Consider the following 21,081-nt stretch of genomic DNA (forward strand, 5'->3'; position numbering starts at 1 on the left):
AGCATGAGAGAGGCGCGGAGAAAACATGTTCAAATTCACTTACTATAGACGTATCCAGGCATCATTTCTCTTGCTGATTTTTATCCCGCTGATTGCAGTATCGATCATCTCCTTTGTGCTAATTCGGGATACGATGGTAGAAAAGCTACAGCTCAGCAACGATAACTTCCTGAACGTTATGATTGACGAACTAAACAAGACCATTGATGATGTGACATTTGCATCGCATTTTATTGTAAACGATACCAATTTTCGCGCCAACCTGAAGGTCTTTGCAGATACCGAGCGGCTGAACACCTATCAGGATTACGTACATTTTACGCAAATTCAGGATGTGTTTTCGCTCATCAACTCTAAGCCGCTAAATAATAACATTCGCATGTATTTGGTTAACCGGAAGCACTTTGTGATCTCCTCTGGGACTGAGAATTTATCCGTGATTAATGCCAACATGGACAAGCTGATGGGCCGTGTCAATATTCACGAACCGGAGACCTTGCAATGGCTAGGGATGGCTGACAGCGGTTCAGGCAAAAGCAGCAGCTACTATATTGCCAGAGTAATCTATGACAGCCGGGAGAAACGCCAGGTATCCGTGCTTCTCATCTCCATTCCTGAGGCCTATTTCAACAAGCTGCTTGGACCGGTTGAATTTGGAAAGGTTGCGTTGTTTGATTCCGGAGGCGGTCTGATTGCCGGGAACACAGAACTAGCTCCAGAAGGTAAGGAAGCGAGAGGAAGCGTACGAACGGCCAGAGCCATCGACAAATCTAATTGGCAGCTGGTCTATGAAGCTTCGGAAAAAGAATGGTCGGGCCAGATTTCGCGAACTTTTTATAGTGGTATTGGCTTGGTGCTTCTTTTGTTCATTGTCTTTTCGGCCACCTCTATGTTGATTGCCAAAAGATTGCATAGTCCGATCATGAAGCTGCAGCGCGTTGTGCGGCAGTTCGGGATGGGGAATCTTGATGTCAGGCTGGAGGTCAAGGGCAAGGATGAAATCGCTGAGCTGGGGCAGACGTTGAATACTATGCTGGACCAACTGCAAGGATTGATTCACGACATCGAGCTGGAGCAGGAACAGAAGCGAGTGATGGAGCTGGAAGCGCTGTTTATGCAGATTCGTCCCCACTTTTTGATCAACACGCTGAATTCAATCAAATGTAGCCTTATTTTGGCTAAAGATAAGCTCCACAGCGGGATCATTGATTCGCTAATGAGTCTGCTCCGGGCGTATCTAAAGGTCAATGAACCGGCTACCTTGCGGGAAGAATGTAAACTGCTCGGCCATTATATTGACATCATGAAGATCCGCAACGAAATCCCTCTTGAACTGGAGGTCGATCTGGAAGCGAATACAGAGAAGCTCATCGTCCCTAAGTTGATTCTGCAGCCACTCGTAGAGAATGCCATCGTTCACGGTCTAGTTGACCACCCGGCACCGCGTATTGTCGTTCGTTCACGAACGATCCCTGATGGGATTCTGATTGAAGTTGAAGATAATGGCTGCGGTGCGGGGGCAGAAGTTTTGGCGGGATTGAACCGCAGGTTAATGTACAAGGGCGATGAACAGGATGGAACTTATCAAAGGGTCGGTTTAATTAACGTGGTTCAAAGGCTGAGGCTGACCTATGGTCAGGATACCCGCTTGTCGCTGCATAATTTGCCGCAAGGTGGGGTGTCCGTTTCTCTGTATTTGCCGCAAGGCAATCATCAGGTTAATCTGTCGGAGAGAGAGGGATATTGATGTATAAAGTGATGCTCATAGATGATGATGTTCCTATGCTCAAGGTGCTTCAGCAGATGATTGACTGGGAAGCACATAGCTTGCAGATTGTCGGCAGCACCTATTCCAGTGCCAAGGCGTTATTAATGTTTGAGGAAGTGCAGCCCGACATCGTGATCACGGATATAGGCTTACCGCAAAAGAACGGGATTGAGCTGGCAGATTACTTTACCCGCATGAAGCCGGAGGTCAGAATTATTTTCCTGACCTGTCATGAGGATTTTCATTATGCTCAGCAAGCGGTAAAGCTGAAGGTGGATGACTATTTAATCAAGGATCAGCTTACGGATGAGCAGCTGGAGAACAGCCTTGCCAAGTCTGTACGCTTGCTTAAATCGAAGATCGGTTTAATCAAGCATGGGGAGACGGGTTACAACAGCCAGCTATTCCGGCAGAATTTGCTGCAAAGGGTGATCGGCGGCGCTCCGCCCGAAACCACGCTGGCCTATGCGACGCAAATTGGCATATCCTGGACGTACCCGTGGTTCATGCTGGGCACAGTCAGCATTCACTTTTCCAGTTTCGAGAAGCGGTACAAGCAGAGCGAGTATCCACTTATTTTATATGCCATCTACAATATAGCCCTAGAGCTGTCCGAAGCGTGTGAGGGGATTACGCCTTTTTTGGAGCAAAAAAATATTGTGATTCTGTATAATTACCGAGTGAATCTGGCGCAGAATGCCAGTCTTTATTTTCATGATTATTTACAGCGATTGTGTTCTGAGTGCTCCCATCTCCTTAAGATTCAACCGGGCATCATCGCAGTCACAGAGAAAATAGAGCTGCAGGCGATTGGACAGATACATCGGCAAATTGTCCAGGACAAGTGCGAGTTTTATGCGAGTGCAGATTACACAGTTCTGGATACTCTGCAAATCGCTACCCCTCGCTTCCAGCCCGCTCCTCCAGGATTTCTGGATAGTTATATCCCGCAGATGGAGCGGGCCGTGATTAAAAATGATCTTGAAGCCATCCGTGGCACTCTTCAGGAAATCGCTAAGACTGCAAAAGTAATGGCTATCCATCCGGGCGATTTCGTTCGGGATTTATCCTTTATGCTCCGCGGTATCGAGCTGATGTTCACTAGCCTAACGTTCGATGAGGATCTGTTCGTCTATCTCGTGCAAACCCGCACACTGGAGGATACGATGGAACTGGTGGAAAGAAAGCTGGTGCAGATTACAGGCAGCAAGCAGCAGGTGGCAGGAGCTCCCCCGCAGGAGCCGAAGCTGCAGCTTATCCAGCAATTTATCGATCAGCATCTTGGCGATAATATCACTTCAATCGATATGGCACGGTATCTCTTTCTGGACCCGAGCTATTTCTCGCGTTATTTCAAGCGCATGACAGGTCTGACCTTTACGGACTATGTACATCAGCACAAGATGAAGGTTGCGACCAAAATGCTGAAAATCTCCAGCCAGAACCTGGAATCGCTAGCCGTCGGTCTGGGATATTCGGACAGAACCTATTTTTCAAAAGTGTTTAAAAAATATGTGGGAACAACGCCGAGCGAGTATAAATCCAAACACTCGGTACGCTGAGAGCGTAATTTTTAACCTACCGATTAGATCTTCCGCCCATCCAGGGCGGTTTTTTTGTTGAATTATAAGAATCTATAAGTTTCACGTTATACATTATCCTACTAATTCTCGTATAAATGCTTAGCGTCCTTAAAAGGATGGCGAAGGCACTTTACCTTGCCTACGGACAAAGGTCAAAATCTTGCACATCTCGGGTCATAATCACTCCTTCATGCGGAAGACGGATATATTACTATAATGACAAATCAAATTGTCGAGGTGATACAACGTGGAGGCTGCAAAACAACCTGTGCCAAAAATTCTGCAGGAGAAGCGGAAGTTCTGGACTCCGCAGCGGAAAGAGGCTTTGACCGGGTGGCTATTTCTAGCTCCGGAAATTGTCGGAATGCTTTTTCTTAATGTATTTGCACTTGGATTCTCACTTTATTTAAGCTTCTCGAAATGGGATCTATTGTCGGGGGTTCAAGGGATCGAGTTTATCGGATTGGATAACTATATCAAAATGTTCCATGATCCGAGCATCATTCAAGCTTTGAAGAACAATGCCATTTATATGATTATGACCGTGCCGATACCGATTGCGATTGCTTTGGTGCTGGCGGCATTGATTCAAAATAGTGTATTTCTTAAAAATTATTTCAAAGTCGCCTTCTTTATCCCTTATATTTCTTCGATTATTGCAATTGCCGCCGTATGGAGCGCATTGTTCCATCCATCTCTTGGACCGATCAATCAGTTCTTGATGGAGCTTGGAATTTCCAGTCCTCCGAAATGGCTGGTGGATCCAAAAACCTCGCTGTTATCGATTGCTATTATCAGTTCCTGGGCGAGTCTGGGTTATACCATTATTATCTATATGGCCGGCTTGACGAATATTTCCGATGAAATCTACGAAGCCGCCGAAATAGACGGAGCCAGTGCACTGAAAAAATTCTTTGCCATCACGGTTCCGATGCTGCGTCCAACCACGTTCTTCTTGCTTATCACTATGCTGATTGGCTCGTTTAAGGTATTCGACATCATCGCCTTTTTGACCGAAGGTGGCCCGAATAATTCTTCTACCGTGCTTGTGTTCAGGATCTATGAGGAAGGGTTCAAATATTACAACATGGGTTACGCTTCTGCAATTTCCTGGCTGCTATTCGCCGTCATAGGCTTGATCACCGCGGCTACTTGGAAAATGAGAAATGAAGAATAAAGGGGGGAGATTAACATGCAACTGATTAGAAAAAATATGTCCAGAGTAATCACTACCTGCATCATGGGGGCTTTGTCCATTGTATTTCTTATTCCGCTGATCTGGATGATTTCCGCAGCCTTTAAATATGAGAAAGATGTAATGCGCTTCCCGATCCAATGGATTCCCGAGAAGATCAATGTAGCGTATAATTTCAAGATGGTTTGGATGGGACGAGTACCTTTTTCTCATTTTTATTTAAATTCCTTTAAAGTTGCGATTATAACAACCTTAATTACACTTATCATTTCATCTATGTCAGCGTACGCCTTGACCAAAATCAAGTTCAAAGGAAGAAATATGGTGTTTCTGGCGCTGCTGTCGTTCATGATTATTCCTGATCAGGCCACACTGATTCCGCGTTTTCTGCTGATTCGCTGGTTCGGCCTCTATGATACCCATGCGGCAATCATATTAATGAGTATGTTCTCCATCTACTTCACGTTCCTGCTGCGGCAATTTATGATAGGTGTCAGCGACGAATATATTGAAGCGGCACGAATTGACGGTGCAGGCCATTTGCGGATATTCTGGTCTATCATTATTCCGCTTTGTAAACCGGTGCTCGCTACGGTGGCAATCATCAAATTTATCTGGACCTGGAATGATTACCAGAATCCGTTGATCTTCTTACTAAATAAGAATTTGTACACTATCCCACTCGGTATGACACTGTTCCGGGACGATTATTCGAACAACTATGCGATTATGATGACGGCAGCTGTTTCGGCGATCATCCCGCTCGTCATTGTGTTCATTGCCTTGCAGAAGCAAGTCATTAACGGAATCTCGCTGGGCGGCGTTAAGGGCTGACCTGCGAGTGTGTGATAGATAGTAAAAGTCAAAAATGTGATCCTACAACAGCAAAATTGTGCACTTAGCCAGTAAAGCGGATGCCTATAATAAGAAATGAACAAGGCACTATACTTAAAATTCAGTGCGGGGGGAAGTAAAATGAAAACAAAGAGCAAAAAGAGATTATCCGTTGTATTAGGCTCTATGCTGGCGGTTTCCTTAACGCTAAGCGCTTGTGGTAATTCCGGCAATACGGCGGAGAATGGCAGTGCTGACGCAAGTGCAAATGCAGGAAATGTTAAGGCGGACAAGCAGGTCGCCATCAAGTATTACAACTGGGACAATGAAGCTCAATCGGTAGGCACCGATGCCATGCTGCAGGAATTTATGGATCAGAACCCGGACATCAAGGTAGAGCATGTGACACTCGTTCCAGGGGATTCCGTAGAAATGTTGAAAAAACTCGACTTCCTGATTTCTTCCGGTGAAGCGATTGACGTTGTTCAGGTGCCTAGTCTTGGCGGCGTGCTTGAACGGGCAACCCGTGGAGCACTTGCCCCGCTGAATGAATTCTATGACAAGGATAACCTCGTTCCCGAGGATGAATATTATGTGAACGCTAAGGTCGATAGCAAATATTATGGGATGCAATACACGAAGAGCAGTAACTATGTGATGCTAAACAAGGACGCGTTGGATGAAGCTGGGTTGCCTGTTCCTACTTTTGGCTGGACATGGGATGACTACCGCGACTATGCTAAAAAACTGACCAAAGGCGAAGGCGTGGATAAACGTTACGGCACATACTTCCACACTTGGGAGCTGTACATGAACGCTCCGGCCCAAACGATGATGAAAGATCCGTTCGTGTATGACGACGGAACAACCATTTTCGCGGATCCAACCTACAAATATTTCTTCCAGCTGCGCAAAGATATGGAGTCTGCTGATAAATCCGCGAAATCCTATGCGGACGCATTAGCTGCTAAGCTCAATTACCGCACGGAATTCTTCAATGAAGAAGCCGCTATGATCCTGGCTGGTAACTGGACGATTGCTGATCCGGGTAACACCGAGCAGTATCCGCATGAATTCAAGACAGCCTTTGCCCCAGTGCCGGTGCCTCCGGCAGGATCGGAACCAAAAGAATACGAAGGCAAATACTTCACCAGCGGCAACATGCTGGCGATGGGGGCAACTTCGAAGAACAAAGAAGCTTCCTTTAAACTGATGAGATTTATGTCAACGGCTGTTAGTGATAACAGACTGGAATTCTCCGGTTATAAAAAAGCTGACAATGAGGCTCTACTGACTAAATTGGTTGCTGGAAAAGAAGATATGTATGATATGGATTCACTCAAATATACACTCTTCGATAGCGAAATTCAGTTCCTCGACGGTGCACAGGTGATGACTACAGCAACTTCCGAGTTGACCAAAATTATCGATGACGGCTTCAGCAGATTTATGCTCGGCAATGAATCGATTGATAAAGTTCAGCAATGGATGGTTGATGAAGCAACGAAAATTATCAACGAAAAAGGCGTCATCAAATAAATAGGCAATAAGCGAGGTATCCCAAGTTGTGGACGGGGCTTTGGAAGGTCATCAACCGGCTTTCCAAAGCCCTTTTTTACAAGGGAGCCTACACAAACACACGGGAGAGTTCAGAAATGATGGAAAGCATATCTTCACAGAACAAGCCGGAAGAGCTGGCAGCGCTGCCTTCCAGAGAGCAGATGGCCTGGCAAGACCTGGAGCTGGGGATGTTCTGCCATTTTGGCATCAATACGTTTTGCGATCAGGAATGGGGAGAGGGCAGTGATTCACCTGCGGTTTTCAATCCGCTTCAACTAGATGCCCGCCAATGGGTTAGTACAGCTAAAGAAGCCGGTTTCCGTTATTTTATACTGACAGCTAAGCATCATGACGGATTCTGCCTGTGGCCGACTGCGACAAGCACCTATTCTGTGGCTTCCAGTCCGTGGAAAGAAGGCCGCGGCGATGTCGTCATGGAGTGCGCAGAAGCTTGCCGGGACCTTGGAGTCGGCTTTGGCATTTATTTGTCTCCATGGGACAGACATGAGCCGTGTTATGCGGATCCGCAAGCGTACGATGATTTCTATGCCCTGCAATTGCAGGAATTGCTTACGGGATATGGTCCGCTTACGGAGATTTGGTTTGACGGTGCAGGATCTGAGGGCCGCAATTATGATTGGCGGCGGATTATGGATCTGATTAAGCTCCATCAGCCAGGGGCTATGGTGTTTAATATGGGAGCGCCAACCATTCGCTGGGTTGGCAATGAGGATGGCCTTGCTCCTTATCCATGCTGGAACACTGCAAATTCCGCACGGGGGAGCATGTTCAGTGAAGCTTCGCTAAATTGGCTTCCCGGAACGCCAAGCTGGGTGCCTGCGGAATGTGATGTGCCCATCCGTAAAGACCGCTGGTTCTGGCATCCTGAGGAAGAGCATTTGCTGCTGTCCCTAGAACAGCTAATGGACATTTATTATCGTTCGGTCGGACATGGGGCGACTTTGCTGCTCAATGTAGCCCCTGATAACCGCGGGCTGTTTCCGGAGGCCGATGTGCAGCGACTCCTGGAATTCGGTAAGGAGATCCAGCGTAGATTCGGCGAGGCTCTGGCGGTAACAGCTGGCACTGGAGATCTTATTGAGCTGGAGCTGCCAACGGCTGCTGTGATTGACCACGCCGAGATTATGGAGGACATCGCTTACGGCGAGCGGGTGGGAGGATATGTGCTGGAAGCTTACAGCAGCGGGGAGTGGTTGGAGCTGAAGCACGGCAGTGCGATTGGCCATAAGAAAATCGACGCTTTCCCTCCAGTATGTGCAGAGAAATTACGACTACGGGTGACAGAAGCTTCCGCAAATCCCGAGATCAGACGGATTGCCGTTTACCACTGTGGAGAAACGTTAGAATAAATGAATGTTAAAAAAGGAGGTTGTCGATTATGAGCCTGCTCACCTGGAACAACGGACAATATTTGCTGGACGGACAGCCTTACCGGATTGTATCGGGAGCGATTCATTACTTTCGGGTTGTGCCTGAATACTGGAAAGACCGGCTGCTGAAATTGAAAGCCTGCGGATTTAATACCGTAGAGACCTACATCGCCTGGAATATGCATGAACCTAAGGAAGGGGAGTTCGTATTTGATGGCATGGCCGATGTTGTCTCTTTTATCGAACTGGCTGGAGAGGTTGGGCTTCATGTGATTGTCAGACCGAGTCCATTCATTTGTGCGGAATGGGAGTTCGGAGGCCTGCCGGGCTGGCTGCTGGCTTACGGGGAAATTCAGCTTCGCTGCTGTGACCCTCTTTATTTAAGTAAAGTGGATCGGTATTACGATGAGCTAATTCCTCGGCTGGTTCCGCTGCTCTCCACACATGGTGGGCCGATTCTGGCCGTCCAGGTTGAGAATGAATATGGAAGTTATGGAAATGACAGTAACTACTTGAGATATATGCGTAATGGATTGGTCAGCAGAGGGGTAGATGTGCTGCTCTTTACTTCCGACGGGCCAACGGATGAGATGTTGCTCGGCGGAACGTTGGAGGATGTGCATGCAACAGTCAATTTTGGTTCTAGTACAGAGGAGTCTTTCCGCAAATATAGGGAGTACCGCTCTGATGAACCTCTGATGGTGATGGAATATTGGAACGGCTGGTTCGATCACTGGATGGAGGATCATCATGTACGTGATGCCGAAGATGTAGCTGGCGTTCTGGATGATATCCTAACGCATGGCTCCTCACTAAATATGTACATGTTCCATGGCGGAACCAATTTTGGTTTCTATAATGGGGCGAATCATATCGTCGGCTACGAGCCGACGACTACAAGCTATGACTATGATGCTCCACTCACGGAATGGGGAGATACGACGGCAAAATTTGAAGCTGTCCGGTCGGTACTTGGTAAGCATGGATTTGCCCCGACTTGTTCACTCCCTGAGCCGATTCCGAAGATCTCCTATGGAAAAGTTGCCTTGACGGAAAGAGCGGAACTGTTCACAGCTTCCAATCTGGATAAGTTATCCGAACCGGTGAACAGTGTATTTGTTCAGCCGATGGAGAAGCTCGGACAATCCTATGGCTTTATAGTGTACAGTACTTTTGTAAAGGGACCGCGGTCTAGGCAGAAGCTTCACATCGAAGGTGTGCGGGATCGGGCGCAGGTCTTCCTAGATAGGCAGCTGCTTGGGGTAATTGAACGCTGGAATCCGCAGCCACTGGAAATTTCTATTCCTGCAGGGGGAGCGAAGCTGGAAATTCTCGTCGAGAATATGGGTCGGATCAACTATGGACCGCTCATTCGTGATCCGAAAGGAATTCTGGACGGGGTTCGAATCGATAACCAACTGCAATATAACTGGACGATCCGTACACTTCCGTTAGAACCGGGAACGCTGGCTTCACTTGAGTACAAGGAGCAGACGGTGGAGAAGCAAGAAGCTGCGGCACTTTCGGGTTTGCCCGGATTCTACAGGGGCTGCTTTGAGGCGGAGGAAATTGGCGATACTTTTCTACGGTTCGATGGATGGAATAAAGGGGTTGCCTGGATCAACGGATTTAATCTGGGCCGCTACTGGAACGCAGGACCGCAAAGGGCCCTATATATTCCCGGTCCATTGCTGCGCAAAGGGCGTAATGAACTTGTTCTTTTGGAGCTGCACGGCTGTGCGGAGACTTGCGAAATCGAACTTGTGAATCTCCCGGATCTGGGAAAAACTTCAGCTGTCGACGATGCCGTGCTGAATTTTGTACAGGAAGATATATTGTAGATATTTTTAGCTTTAACCTATTCTAAGATTGGGGTGAACAAATGCGAAAACCAAGTCTGTTTTTAGTATTAGTTCTCATTGTTGATCTTTTTTCTTCCTGTGCGGGAGTTCTTTATCACTCGGACAGCAGGGCATCTGCGGCTGCATCAAATCTTATGCTTAACGGAAGTTTTGAGAATTCAACGACAACCCTGGACTCCACCTGGACAGGGGTTACAGACTCTGCTCCGGTGGGCTGGAGTTTATGGGTACCTACTGGTAGCGGAAAAGGGACGAATAAAACTGCAAATATCAAGATAGACACTGGCACTGCGCATGAAGGAACCCGGTCCATGCTATTCGATGCCTTTGCGACAAGCAGGATTTCCATCAATCAGGGGGTAACTTCGGTTATCCCCGGTAAATCCTACAGACTTAAAGTCTGGCTGAAGACGGACAATGTCACTGGGCAGGGAGCCTACTTTAGAACACAATATTACAATACTGCTAAAGTGGGAGATGGACCTTCCTCTCCTAAAATAACAGGCACACAGGACTGGAGTTTGCAGCAAGTACTTCTAACTATGCCGGCTAACGCGACGAAGCTTGTCATCGAGCCTTTTTTGGAGACTGGAAAAGGTAAGCTATGGATAGATGATATCGTATTGGAGGAATATGCGGGTCTTACAGGAATTGCGCTAGACCGTACAGCCTTCTCTATGGTCAAAGGGGACACGGTTGCACTTCTACCGACTTTATCCCCTATAACGGCGGTGGATAAAACGGTAGTATGGACTTCGAGCAATCCAGAAGCTGCGACTGTGGACGCACTTGGTAATGTAACGGGAACGGGGATCGGATCTTCGACCATCAAGATTGCTACGCCGGATGGTAGCCTTGCAGCCGAATGTCTGGTTACTGTTGAAGCTCCCGACACGATACAGGCTTACAATAAATTGAGGCTGAGATGGTACGACCGATTAAGTGGTGGCCAATACGATGGGAGTGATCCTGATATAGCTGCCAGTATAAGCGCTCAGGCTGCTTCGGCTGCTGTACTTTGGGAGGGGATGAACAAATCCTCCAGCCGCACCTCCTTGTGGAGTGATACCGCGAGCACTACAGATTCGCAGTTTATTACAAGCGCTTTCAATCGCTTGAAGACTATGGCGTTGGCCTATTCTGTGGAGGGATCGGAGCTTTACGGCAACAGCGCTTTGGCGGATGATATTGTAAGCGCAATCAATTGGATGTACACCAACCGTTACAACCCGAGCAAAAGCGCTTATGGGAACTGGTGGGATTGGGAGATCGGCACGCCGCAGGTTGTGAATGATCTTATGGTGCTCATGTATGACCATCTGACGCCGCAGCAAATCAATCAGTATCTTGCGGCTATAGATGCCTTCTGTCCAGACCCCAAAGTAGGGTCGGTGCTTGGCGTTAAGGGCACGAAGATGACGGGAGCGAACCTGCTGGATAAAGCGCTTGTGGTCACGGTAAGAGGCGTGATTGGCAACAACAGTGCGAAGATCATTCAGGGCCGTGATTCCATAGGCTCTGAGTATGTCTACACAACCCATGGAGACGGTGTGTATAAGGATGGCTCCCTCGTTCAGCATAATAATATAGCCTATACGGGAGGATATGGTTCGGTCTGGCTCAAAGGTACGGCGGATATGTCTTATCTGCTGACCGATTCTCCATGGCCAATAACGGACCCGAATGTTCTGAACATTTACGAATGGGTGGCTCAGACTTATGAGCCGGTGATCTACAACGGTCAATTTATGGACTCGGTCAATGGCAGAGGGATCTCTAGAAAAGGGAGCGGCAGCGCAAGGGGGTTAATTGTCACCCTGCTGCGGATGGCTGAAACTGCTCCAGAGAATATTGCTTTATCCATCAAGCAAGCGGCGAAAGAATGGATCTCAGCGAATATGGCATCCGGTAATTATTATGAAGGGTTGTCGCTTGCCGATATAACGATTGTGAAAAAGCTGATGAATGACGGAAAGGTCGATCCAAGAGGAGCTCTGATTAAGAATCAAGTCTTCGCCGGTATGGACCGGGTAGTTCATCTACGCGAAGGTTACGGTTTCGGCCTGAGCTTGTTCTCGAATCGAATCTCGGCGTTTGAGAAAGGGAACAACGAGAACTTGAAGGGATGGTATACGGGGATTGGGATGACCTATTTATACGATCAGGATCTGAACCAATACCGCAATGACTTCTGGCCTACCGTCAATTCCTTCCGCTTGTCTGGCACGACAACGGATGGATCGGGGCAGGGGATGGTACCTGTAGAATGGAAAAGTTACATGAATCCGAAAACCTGGGTGGGTGGATCGTCATTGGAAGGCCTTTACGGTGCAGCAGGGATGGATTTCTCTCTGTCCCAAGTGACAGGCAGCGACTTGCAGGGCAAGAAATCCTGGTTCATGTTCGATGATGAGATTGTGGCGCTCGGTTCGGGAATCTCCAAAACAACTGCCGGCCCGCAGTCTGTCGAGACGATCGTTGATAACCGCATGCTGAACGAAGCAGGGAATAACAAACTTCTAATCAACGGAGCCGCAGAACCATCACTGGCCGGATGGTCAGAGACGGTGAAGAATGTTCAATGGGCCCATCTGGAGGGCAATGTGCCAGCTTCCGATGTTGGATACTATTTCCCGGACGCTCCAAGTCTTCTAGCTCAGCGTGAAGCTAGAACCGGCAGCTGGAAAGAGATTAATGCCACACAATCCGATGTTCCCGTTACACGGAACTATCTAAGCCTGGCATTTGAGCATGGGGATACGCCTTCGAACGGCTCATATTCCTATGTCCTGTTGCCTAATCGTGATGTTGCCGGCACTGAAGACTATAGTGGCAACCCGGATATCGAAGTGCTGAGCAATACAGAGAATGTGCATGCAGTAAGAGAGAAAAAGCTGGGTATAACCGCCGCTAATTTCTGGAATCCAGGAACGGTAGATTTCATCAAGGCGCTCAATCCGGCTTCTGTAATGATTCGGCAGATCGATCAGGAGCTTGAGGTTTCGGTGTCTGATCCTACACAGTCGCAAAACCTATTGTCCCTGGAACTGGATATACCGGGGTTGACATTGCTCAGCAAAGACAGCAAGACGGAAGTGGTGCAAGCATCGGGAAATACAGTTATTACAGTGGATGTGAAGAATTCCATAGGGGCTACGCATGTATTGAAATTTAATATTGCTGAAGGAGAGACTCCAAAAGACGAATATGACGAGCTTCGTGGAAGATGGGTGGAGTATTTGACCGGAGGGCAATCCTTCGATCCGAATAATCCGGACATCGCTAAGTCCATTACGACTTTATCCGATAAGATCAGCAATCAGGAGCAAACTGGATTCTGGGATACGATGAACAAGCAATTGAACCGTACTTATTTATGGAGTGATAAGCCGGGCAGCACAGCAGATGCTTTTGATACGGCAGCCTCTTATAATCGGTTGAAGGATATGGCTATTGCCTTTAGGACAACCGGCTCACCATTGTACGAGAATATGCAATTGAAATCAGATATCCTGGGCGGCTTAGACTTCCTATACGCAAATTGGTATAACGAAACCAAAGTGGAGAAAGGCAATTGGTTCGAATGGGAGATAGGCATTCCGCTTGCATTGGGAGATACGATGGCCTTGATGTTCGAGTATTTATCAGCCGATCAGATTACCAAGTATACCAAAGCCATCGATAAGTTCTGCCCGGACCCAACCAAACGGACGAATCAAACCTCTTTGATGGAAACCGGCGCGAATCGCCTGGATAAAGCACTGGCGGTGGTCCTGAGGGGCATTCACAATCATGACAGTGCGAAGATTAAGCAAGGACGGGATGCGGTTAGCCAGGTATTGCCCTATGTGACCCGCGGAGACGGCTTTTATGAGGACGGCTCCTTTATCCAGCATAATAATATTGCATATACCGGCAGTTATGGGGCTGTATTGCTTGGCGATATGATGAAAATGATGACCTTGCTGACAGGGTCCTCCTGGCCGTTGACTGATGCCAATATGAAGAATGTATACAACTGGGTAACGGATTCTTATGAACCTCTTGTCTACAGAAAATTAATGATGGATATGGTGTTCGGCAGATCGATAGCCAGGGGAAACCGGCAGCTCGTGCCTTGGTCGCATATTCTGCGGCTGGCTTCTTCCGCGCCACCGGAGCAAGCGGCCCGGTTTAAATCGATGGTGAAGTATTGGTTCGAAGCCGATACGGTAGTAGAAAGTTATTACGACGGTCTTAGAGTAGCTGATATTGTTCTGCTCCAGAAGCTTATGAACGATCCAGAGGTGCAGCCATCAGGAGACCTTACTGTGCATAAGCAGTTTGCGGCTATGGACCGGATTGTCCATCATCGGCCTGGATATGCCTTTGGGATCAGCATGTCTTCGGCCCGAATTGCCAACTATGAAGCTGGCACAGAGAACCTGAAGGGCTGGTATACAGGCGAAGGCATGACCTATTTGTATAATCAGGATCTGGATCAATATGCAGATGCATTCTGGCCGACCGTGAACGCTTATCGTCTGCCTGGGGTTACATCAGATGGGGCAAGTCGCGGTGCAGCCAAGACTACATCTAAAACCTGGGTGGGAGGATCATCCATAGACGGTCTTTATGGAGCGGCCGGCATGGATCTGGACCCGGATAACAGCACATTGTCCGGTAAAAAGTCCTGGTTCATGTTCGATGATGAAATCGTAGCGCTTGGGGCAGGCATTACAAGCACGGATAACCGCAAGGTGGAGACCATCGTAGATAACCGTAAGCTCAAGGCGAGCGGAGAAAATGTACTTACGGTCAACGGAGAGGTCAAGCCATCCGCGCTGGGCTGGTCTGAGTCTATGAATCAGGTGCATTGGGCACATCTGGAAGGCAATGTTCCCGGCTCGGGGATCGGTTATTATTTCCCTGACGCCCCAACGATAGACGGTCTACGTGAGTCTCGGACTGGCGCATGGAAGGATATTAATCAAGGGGGATCAACGGAGCCGATTACGAGAAATTATGTCAGTCTGTCGATTGCTCAGGGAACGAATCCGGTGAATCAATCGTATTCGTATGTGCTGCTGCCGAATCAGGATGAAACGGCAACAGCACGTTACAGCAGTAGTCCCGACATCGAAATTATAGCCAACACGGATAGTGTTCAAGCTGTCAAGGAACAGAAGCTGGGACTTACGGCTATGAACTTCTGGGTTCCGGGAATGATCGAATCCGTACGTGCCAATCATCCAGCTTCCATTATCATCAAGGAGTCTGGAGATGAACTGACGATAGCCGTTTCGGACCCGACACAGTCCCAATCTGTGGTGAATGTGGATGTCGGCAAAACCGCGCTGGAAGAGCTGATGAAAGACCCAACCGTGACGGTACTGCAGACCTCACCGAGGATTGAACTCGCAATCCATACAAGCGGATCCAAGGGGAAAAGCCATGTTGTCAAGTTCAGAATTGATCCGAATGCTGAGCCTTCTGAGCCCTCCGATTTGGAACCAGACGAAGCGGCAATAACGAAGCTGTATGTTTCTGAAGATGCGTATGTCAATGGAGGATCGAAAGCTGCAATCAATTATAGTTCGGTCAATTACTTGCAAATCAGAAATGGCAGTGGGGACACAGACAGAAAGGCTTATCTGAAATTTGATCTGAGTTCATTTGTCGGCGAAGTCGGTTCTGTAAAGCTGAATGTGTTCGGAAAGACAAATGATGGGGCAGGCACTTTATCCGATATCGGTGTATTTGGAGTCCAAGATGATTCTTGGACAGAGGCAACGATAAATTACAATAATGCTCCAAAAATCGGTACTCAAGCCGCGCTGCAGACTTTTTCCGGACCGGAGCAGTGGCGGCAGTTTGATATCACCTCATGGGTTGGCTCGGAGTTCCCTTCCGATCCGGTGATAAGCCTGGCTCTTAAGCAGGTAGGCTATAATCTCGCCACAGACATAAGAAGCCGCAAGAATGAGAATGGCAAATATGCTGCATATCTGGAGATTTTGCCGAAGGATACAACACCTCCGGTCACGAAAGCTACCATACTTGGAGAAACAGGAGAAGGGGGCTCATATAAGGGCAAAGTGAATATCATTTTCGATGCGACCGATCAATCCAATGGGGGAGCTGTCGGCTGGGGAGTCAAGCGGACGGAATACCGGCTCAATGGAGGTGCATGGAATACGGTTACTCAGAGCGTATATATCGAGAACTCCGGAACCTTCGGGATCGATTATCGTTCGGTGGATAAGGCAGGCAATGTAGAGCCGTTCCGGCAGCTTCAGGTGACGGTCATGGAGCCTACAGAAAGAGTCTCAACGGCAATCAGCGGCCCGGAAATCCTGAGTGTCGGGGAGACCGGAACGGCGGTTACTTCGATAGTGTACAGCGACGGCAGCCGTTATATAGTAACCGAAGGTATAATCTATGAGACTAGCGATCCTAACGTCGCAAGTATAGACAAAGATGGCCATATTGAAGCTAAAGGCCCGGGCGTTTCGGTTATTTCATCCGTATATGACAACATGACCGCTTCCTATTCATTAAAGGTGTATGAACAACTGCCGGAACTCGTCTCAATTTCGTTAAGCGGTCCGACATCCTTGGTAATAGGGCAGAACGGTAAGGTGGTCACAACGGCGGTATATAGTGATGATAGCCGCCTTACGGTAACCGAGGGTGTGATCTACGAGAGCGGTAACAGGAAGGTAGCCACAGTAACGGCAACGGGGCAGCTGCAAGCTCTCGATCCGGGTATGACTGTAATTACTGCAAGTTACGGAGGACAGCAGAGCAGTCTGACGCTTCAGATTCTACAAGCGGAAGACACTTCTTCAACTGTCCCGAGCTCGCAACCACAAGTGCCTTCCGTTCCGGAGGAAACGGCGGGGCGGCTGCAACTAAACGCCGCTTCGTTGAACGATCTCTCGGCAGCAATTGTCTATGAGGGTAAATTGAGAGTGCTAGTATTGCCGGGAACGGCAGCAGATATGCTTAAGCAGAAGCCGCTTCGGGTAGAGGCTTCTAACTTCAATGTGACCCTTCCGGCGGCAGTGCTTCAACAATTGCGGAACTTGATTCCTGCGGAGCAATTAGCCAGCAGTCAGATCTTTCTGGAGGCTTCCGAGGTGGAAGGGGAAGCAGCACAACGGATGCTGGCAAGCGCAGCGCAGCAATCCGGCGTAGAGCTGAACCTGGCAGGTGAATTCCTTGACTTTAAGCTCTATATTGCCACAGCAGACGGGAAAAAGAGTGTAATTCACCAATTTGTAGATCAACTTACTTTAGAGCTTAACACTCACCCTGAGACGAACAGGAATTTACTCGGCAGCTATTATTTTTCGGACTCCGGAAATATGGAGTATGCGGGCGGTTCCTGGCTAAAGGGCAAGGTGGCTCTGAGTACTGAACACTTAGGCACATATGCCGTGCTGGAATACAACAAATCTTATGATGATGTTCCATCCGGACATTGGGTGCATGAGGCTGTTCAAGAATTGTCCGCTAAACATCTGATTCAAGGCGTTGGGCTTCGGAAATTCGATCCGAATCGGTCAGTGACCCGTGCGGAATTTACAGCCATGATGACCCGTTTGCTGGGTCTTGAAGTAAAATCATCTACAGTATTTACGGATGTATCTGCGGATCAGTGGTATGTGGAGGAAGTGGCGCAGGCTGTAGAGGCGGGGATCGTCCATGGGGTGAGCGAGACCCGCTTCGCTCCAGAAGCCCTTATTTCCCGCCAAGAGATGGCGGTCATGGTGATGCGGGCCTACGAATATGTCAGCGGGAAAAAGGTGGAATCAAAGCCTGTAATCCAATTCGGTGATTTGAGTGCGGCTGCCTCATGGGCCCGTGAATCAATCATTGCCGCCCAAGTCCTTGGACTTATCCAGGGCCGGAGTGACCGGAACTTCGATCCGGGAGGCTCAGCAACCCGAGCTGAAGGGGCAATGGTTCTGCATAATCTGCTTGAAATCAAGAATGAAAAGTAAGAGTTCGAAGCCAGGGCTTTGGGACGGTTCAGTAGAACTATTCCAGAGCCCTTTTCGTGGTTATAGAAATCTCCGAATGCCTACCCGTATGAATCTTTCTGTACAATGATTACTTCAATTGTAGTGATGTTTCATTTCTACTGCGTCTGTAAATAATGGGAGAGGAGAGGTAGGGGGTTGAGTGATGCAAGCACATCTGGATATTGTACTTCGTACAGTAGTAGCGATGATCATGCTGTTATTGATAGCTAAAATATTGGGTAAACAAACGATTTCTAATTTGACGTTTCATGATTTCGTAACAGGTATTATATTGGGATCGCTTGCGGCGAACTTGGCTTTTAATAAAGAACTAAAATCGTCATATATGATCGTGGCGCTTATTGTTATCACAGCTACTTCTTTTCTGCTATCAGTCATCGCAATAAAGAGTCGTAGAATGCGAAGCTGGATATCGGGTTCACCCACGGTACTTATCGAAAATGGGAAAATTCTTGAAGGAAATATGAAAAAGGTAAGGTATTCACTGGATTCCTTGGCACAGGCGCTGAGGGAAAAAGAAATTTTTAATTTAGAGGTAGTAGAGTACGCCGTATTAGAAGATAACGGAATGGTATCTGTCTTAAAGAAACAGGAGTATCAATATGTGACCCGAAAAGATTTGAAGCTTTCTTCGGTCTCTCAGAGCTTTCCCGTAGAGTTAATTATGGATGGCGTTCTCATTGAAGAAAATCTTGAAAATAATGGTCTGACCAAAGAATGGCTTGAGAATGAGTTAAGACGGAAGGGGAAACGGATCTCCGACGTATTTTACGGGGTAAGAGGCACGCAGCAGCAGCTTGTATTTGATTATTATGAAGACAAGATAAACAAGCCTATTGATAAAGAATAGTGAATATTGATATTGGAGATTGACGGATCGCGGAAGACCGCTCTATAATATTCATATAATTATTAATTAGTTAATAAAAATATAAATCTTGAAGGGCGGAACTTATTTATGGCAAAGCGCGCAATACTTAACACAGACATTCGCAAGGGTACAATAAACAAAAATATTTATGGACATTTCTCTGAGCATCTAGGACGTTGTATTTATGAAGGTATTTGGGTTGGAGAAGATTCACCGATTCCTAACACTAATGGTATTCGTAATGATGTTGTGAAAGCGCTTAAAGAAATTCAGATTCCAGTGCTTCGCTGGCCGGGTGGATGTTTCGCGGATGAATATCATTGGAAAGATGGTATTGGTGATCGCGAAGCCCGTAAACGGATGATCAATACGCATTGGGGCGGCACGGTTGAGAACAACCATTTTGGTACGCATGAATTCATGGAATTATGTGAGATGCTGGAATGTGAACCTTATATCAATGGTAATGTGGGAAGTGGTACGGTTCAAGAGATGTCCGAATGGGTGGAGTACTTAACCTTTGGCGGTGTTTCACCAATGTCTGAGCTTCGCCAGCAGAATGGCCATCAAGAACCTTGGAGTGTGACTTATTTTGGCGTTGGTAATGAGAACTGGGGCTGCGGCGGGAATATGCGTCCAGAATATTATGCAGATCTTTATCGCCAATATCAGACGTATGTTCGTAATTATGGGGACAACCGTATTCACCGGATCGCTTGTGGTCCTAACGTGGATGATTATCACTGGATGGAAGTTCTAATGCGTGAGGCTACACGCTTTATGGACTCGATTACGCTTCATTATTATACGATTCCAGGTCCAGCTTGGGAGAATAAAGGGGCAGCAACAGGCTTTGAAACGGATGAATGGTTTAGCACCTTAGAAAAGGCACTTCGCATGGATGAGCTGATTACTAAGCATGGCGTTATTATGGATAAATATGACCCGGATAAACGAGTAGGCCTTATCGTTGACGAATGGGGAACTTGGTATGATGTTGAGCCGGGTACGAACCCAGGATTCCTATATCAGCAGAATTCGATTCGGGATGCCCTAGTAGCTGGTGTGACACTGAATATCTTCCATAAACACAGTGATCGGGTACGGATGGCAAATATTGCTCAGACCATTAACGTGCTTCAAGCGGTGATTTTAACCGAAGGAGAAAAAATGCTGCTAACGCCTACCTATCATGTATTCAATATGTTTAAAGTCCATCAGGATGCTGAGTTGTTGGATTTAGCAATCGATAGTGGGACTTACAGCTTTGAGGGCCGCGAGATTCCTGAAGTGTCTGCCTCAGCTTCTGTAACAGACGCTGGAATCATTCATGTCAGTCTTTGCAACTTGAATCACGCTGCCTCAGCTACTGTACCTCTAGAGCTACGAGGTCTTTTCGGGCAGAAGGTTGAAGTGACCGGCACTACGCTCGTTGGTGACAAGATAGATGCTCATAATACATTTAGTCAGCCAGATGCAGTCGTACCGGAGGCTTTTACAGCCTTTACACTTGAAGGTGATCTTCTTAATGTAGAGCTGGCTCCAATGTCAGTAACTGTGCTGGAGATTACGCCAAAGGCATAAGGTGGTGTTATCATGTCAACAACATCTGCATGCAAGGGTTGTCGAGACGATTATAAGGTTACCGAAGCACAGATCGAGCGTATTTTGTCATCAAGCATGTTTAAGACAGAGCTTTGTGTTCCGGATGAAGTTTATGCTGAACGAGTTGCTCTTTGCAGGACTTGTCCTAAGCTGCATGAGGGCGTGACTTGCGTCGCTTGTGGTTGCATTATTCCCGTTGTAGCTAAGCTTAAGGAACGCAGCTGTCCATTGCCCGGTGGCGGATTATGGGGATCCTTCATTTAACATGATATAAGGTAAAATAATAGCCGCATTCGACTCTCCAAGGAGAGATGAATGCGGCTTTATTCGTGAAATATAAGAAATTCACGCTATAGTTAATGTCTTATATTATTCAAGAAAC

The 21,081-nt window shown here is 47.5% G+C and carries 11 protein-coding genes; all 11 read left to right on the forward strand.

The window, feature by feature from the left end:
- The first annotated feature begins 25 nt into the window (after positions 1 to 25).
- The 11 genes from ACN6MV_RS08050 to ACN6MV_RS08100 all read left to right on the forward strand — a co-directional run bounded on the left by ACN6MV_RS08050 (position 26) and on the right by ACN6MV_RS08100 (position 20,963).
- A complete protein-coding gene (locus tag ACN6MV_RS08050; protein WP_419886117.1) occupies positions 26 to 1,747 on the forward strand; it encodes a sensor histidine kinase in 1,722 nt (573 codons plus the stop codon).
- Positions 1,747 to 3,330: a response regulator transcription factor gene (locus ACN6MV_RS08055; protein WP_419886118.1), complete on the forward strand. Its 1,584-nt coding sequence runs from the start codon at positions 1,747 to 1,749 to the stop codon at positions 3,328 to 3,330. The genes ACN6MV_RS08050 and ACN6MV_RS08055 overlap by 1 nt, the downstream gene beginning before the upstream one ends.
- 268 nt (positions 3,331 to 3,598) lie before the next feature.
- The gene (locus ACN6MV_RS08060; protein ID WP_042125419.1) at positions 3,599 to 4,528 is read left to right on the forward strand and encodes a carbohydrate ABC transporter permease; all 930 of its coding nucleotides are present in this window, start codon (positions 3,599 to 3,601) and stop codon (positions 4,526 to 4,528) included.
- A 15-nt stretch (positions 4,529 to 4,543) separates the two neighbouring features.
- Positions 4,544 to 5,380, forward strand: coding sequence for a carbohydrate ABC transporter permease (locus tag ACN6MV_RS08065; protein ID WP_042186014.1), 837 nt, complete (start codon positions 4,544 to 4,546; stop codon positions 5,378 to 5,380).
- Between the two features lie 141 nt (positions 5,381 to 5,521).
- A complete protein-coding gene (locus ACN6MV_RS08070; RefSeq protein ID WP_341111332.1) occupies positions 5,522 to 6,919 on the forward strand; it encodes an ABC transporter substrate-binding protein in 1,398 nt (465 codons plus the stop codon).
- Positions 6,920 to 7,035: 116 nt separating this feature from the next.
- Positions 7,036 to 8,310, forward strand: a complete 1,275-nt coding sequence (locus tag ACN6MV_RS08075) for an alpha-L-fucosidase (protein ID WP_419886119.1) — start codon at positions 7,036 to 7,038, stop codon at positions 8,308 to 8,310.
- Positions 8,311 to 8,339: 29 nt separating this feature from the next.
- The gene (locus tag ACN6MV_RS08080) at positions 8,340 to 10,172 is read left to right on the forward strand and encodes a glycoside hydrolase family 35 protein (protein WP_419886120.1); all 1,833 of its coding nucleotides are present in this window, start codon (positions 8,340 to 8,342) and stop codon (positions 10,170 to 10,172) included.
- Between the two features lie 41 nt (positions 10,173 to 10,213).
- On the forward strand, positions 10,214 to 18,181 hold the full coding sequence (locus tag ACN6MV_RS08085) for a polysaccharide lyase family 8 super-sandwich domain-containing protein (protein ID WP_419886121.1): 7,968 nt from the start codon (positions 10,214 to 10,216) through the stop codon (positions 18,179 to 18,181).
- Between the two features lie 184 nt (positions 18,182 to 18,365).
- Complete coding sequence (locus ACN6MV_RS08090; RefSeq protein ID WP_419886122.1) at positions 18,366 to 19,073, forward strand: DUF421 domain-containing protein; 708 nt, start codon at positions 18,366 to 18,368, stop codon at positions 19,071 to 19,073.
- Between the two features lie 108 nt (positions 19,074 to 19,181).
- A complete protein-coding gene (locus ACN6MV_RS08095; protein WP_419886123.1) occupies positions 19,182 to 20,678 on the forward strand; it encodes an alpha-N-arabinofuranosidase in 1,497 nt (498 codons plus the stop codon).
- Between the two features lie 12 nt (positions 20,679 to 20,690).
- Positions 20,691 to 20,963 carry a DUF6171 family protein gene (locus ACN6MV_RS08100; protein ID WP_076121014.1) on the forward strand — a complete coding sequence of 91 codons (273 nt, stop codon included), beginning with the start codon at positions 20,691 to 20,693 and terminating at the stop codon, positions 20,961 to 20,963.
- Positions 20,964 to 21,081 lie beyond the last annotated feature (118 nt).

It is taken from the genome of Paenibacillus sp. B-A-8, assembly GCF_048572915.1.
Classification (GTDB): domain Bacteria; phylum Bacillota; class Bacilli; order Paenibacillales; family Paenibacillaceae; genus Paenibacillus_AQ.

What these genes read in the sequence shown, in the direction of transcription:
- ACN6MV_RS08050 (WP_419886117.1), top strand. Translation starts at nt 26, where the DNA reads ATGTTCAAATTCACTTACTATAGACGTATCCAGGCATCATTTCTCTTG.
- ACN6MV_RS08055 (WP_419886118.1), top strand. Translation starts at nt 1,747, where the DNA reads ATGTATAAAGTGATGCTCATAGATGATGATGTTCCTATGCTCAAGGTG.
- ACN6MV_RS08065 (WP_042186014.1), top strand. Translation starts at nt 4,544, where the DNA reads ATGCAACTGATTAGAAAAAATATGTCCAGAGTAATCACTACCTGCATC.
- ACN6MV_RS08070 (WP_341111332.1), top strand. Translation starts at nt 5,522, where the DNA reads ATGAAAACAAAGAGCAAAAAGAGATTATCCGTTGTATTAGGCTCTATG.
- ACN6MV_RS08075 (WP_419886119.1), top strand. Translation starts at nt 7,036, where the DNA reads ATGATGGAAAGCATATCTTCACAGAACAAGCCGGAAGAGCTGGCAGCG.
- ACN6MV_RS08080 (WP_419886120.1), top strand. Translation starts at nt 8,340, where the DNA reads ATGAGCCTGCTCACCTGGAACAACGGACAATATTTGCTGGACGGACAG.
- ACN6MV_RS08085 (WP_419886121.1), top strand. Translation starts at nt 10,214, where the DNA reads ATGCGAAAACCAAGTCTGTTTTTAGTATTAGTTCTCATTGTTGATCTT.
- ACN6MV_RS08090 (WP_419886122.1), top strand. Translation starts at nt 18,366, where the DNA reads ATGCAAGCACATCTGGATATTGTACTTCGTACAGTAGTAGCGATGATC.
- ACN6MV_RS08095 (WP_419886123.1), top strand. Translation starts at nt 19,182, where the DNA reads ATGGCAAAGCGCGCAATACTTAACACAGACATTCGCAAGGGTACAATA.
- ACN6MV_RS08100 (WP_076121014.1), top strand. Translation starts at nt 20,691, where the DNA reads ATGTCAACAACATCTGCATGCAAGGGTTGTCGAGACGATTATAAGGTT.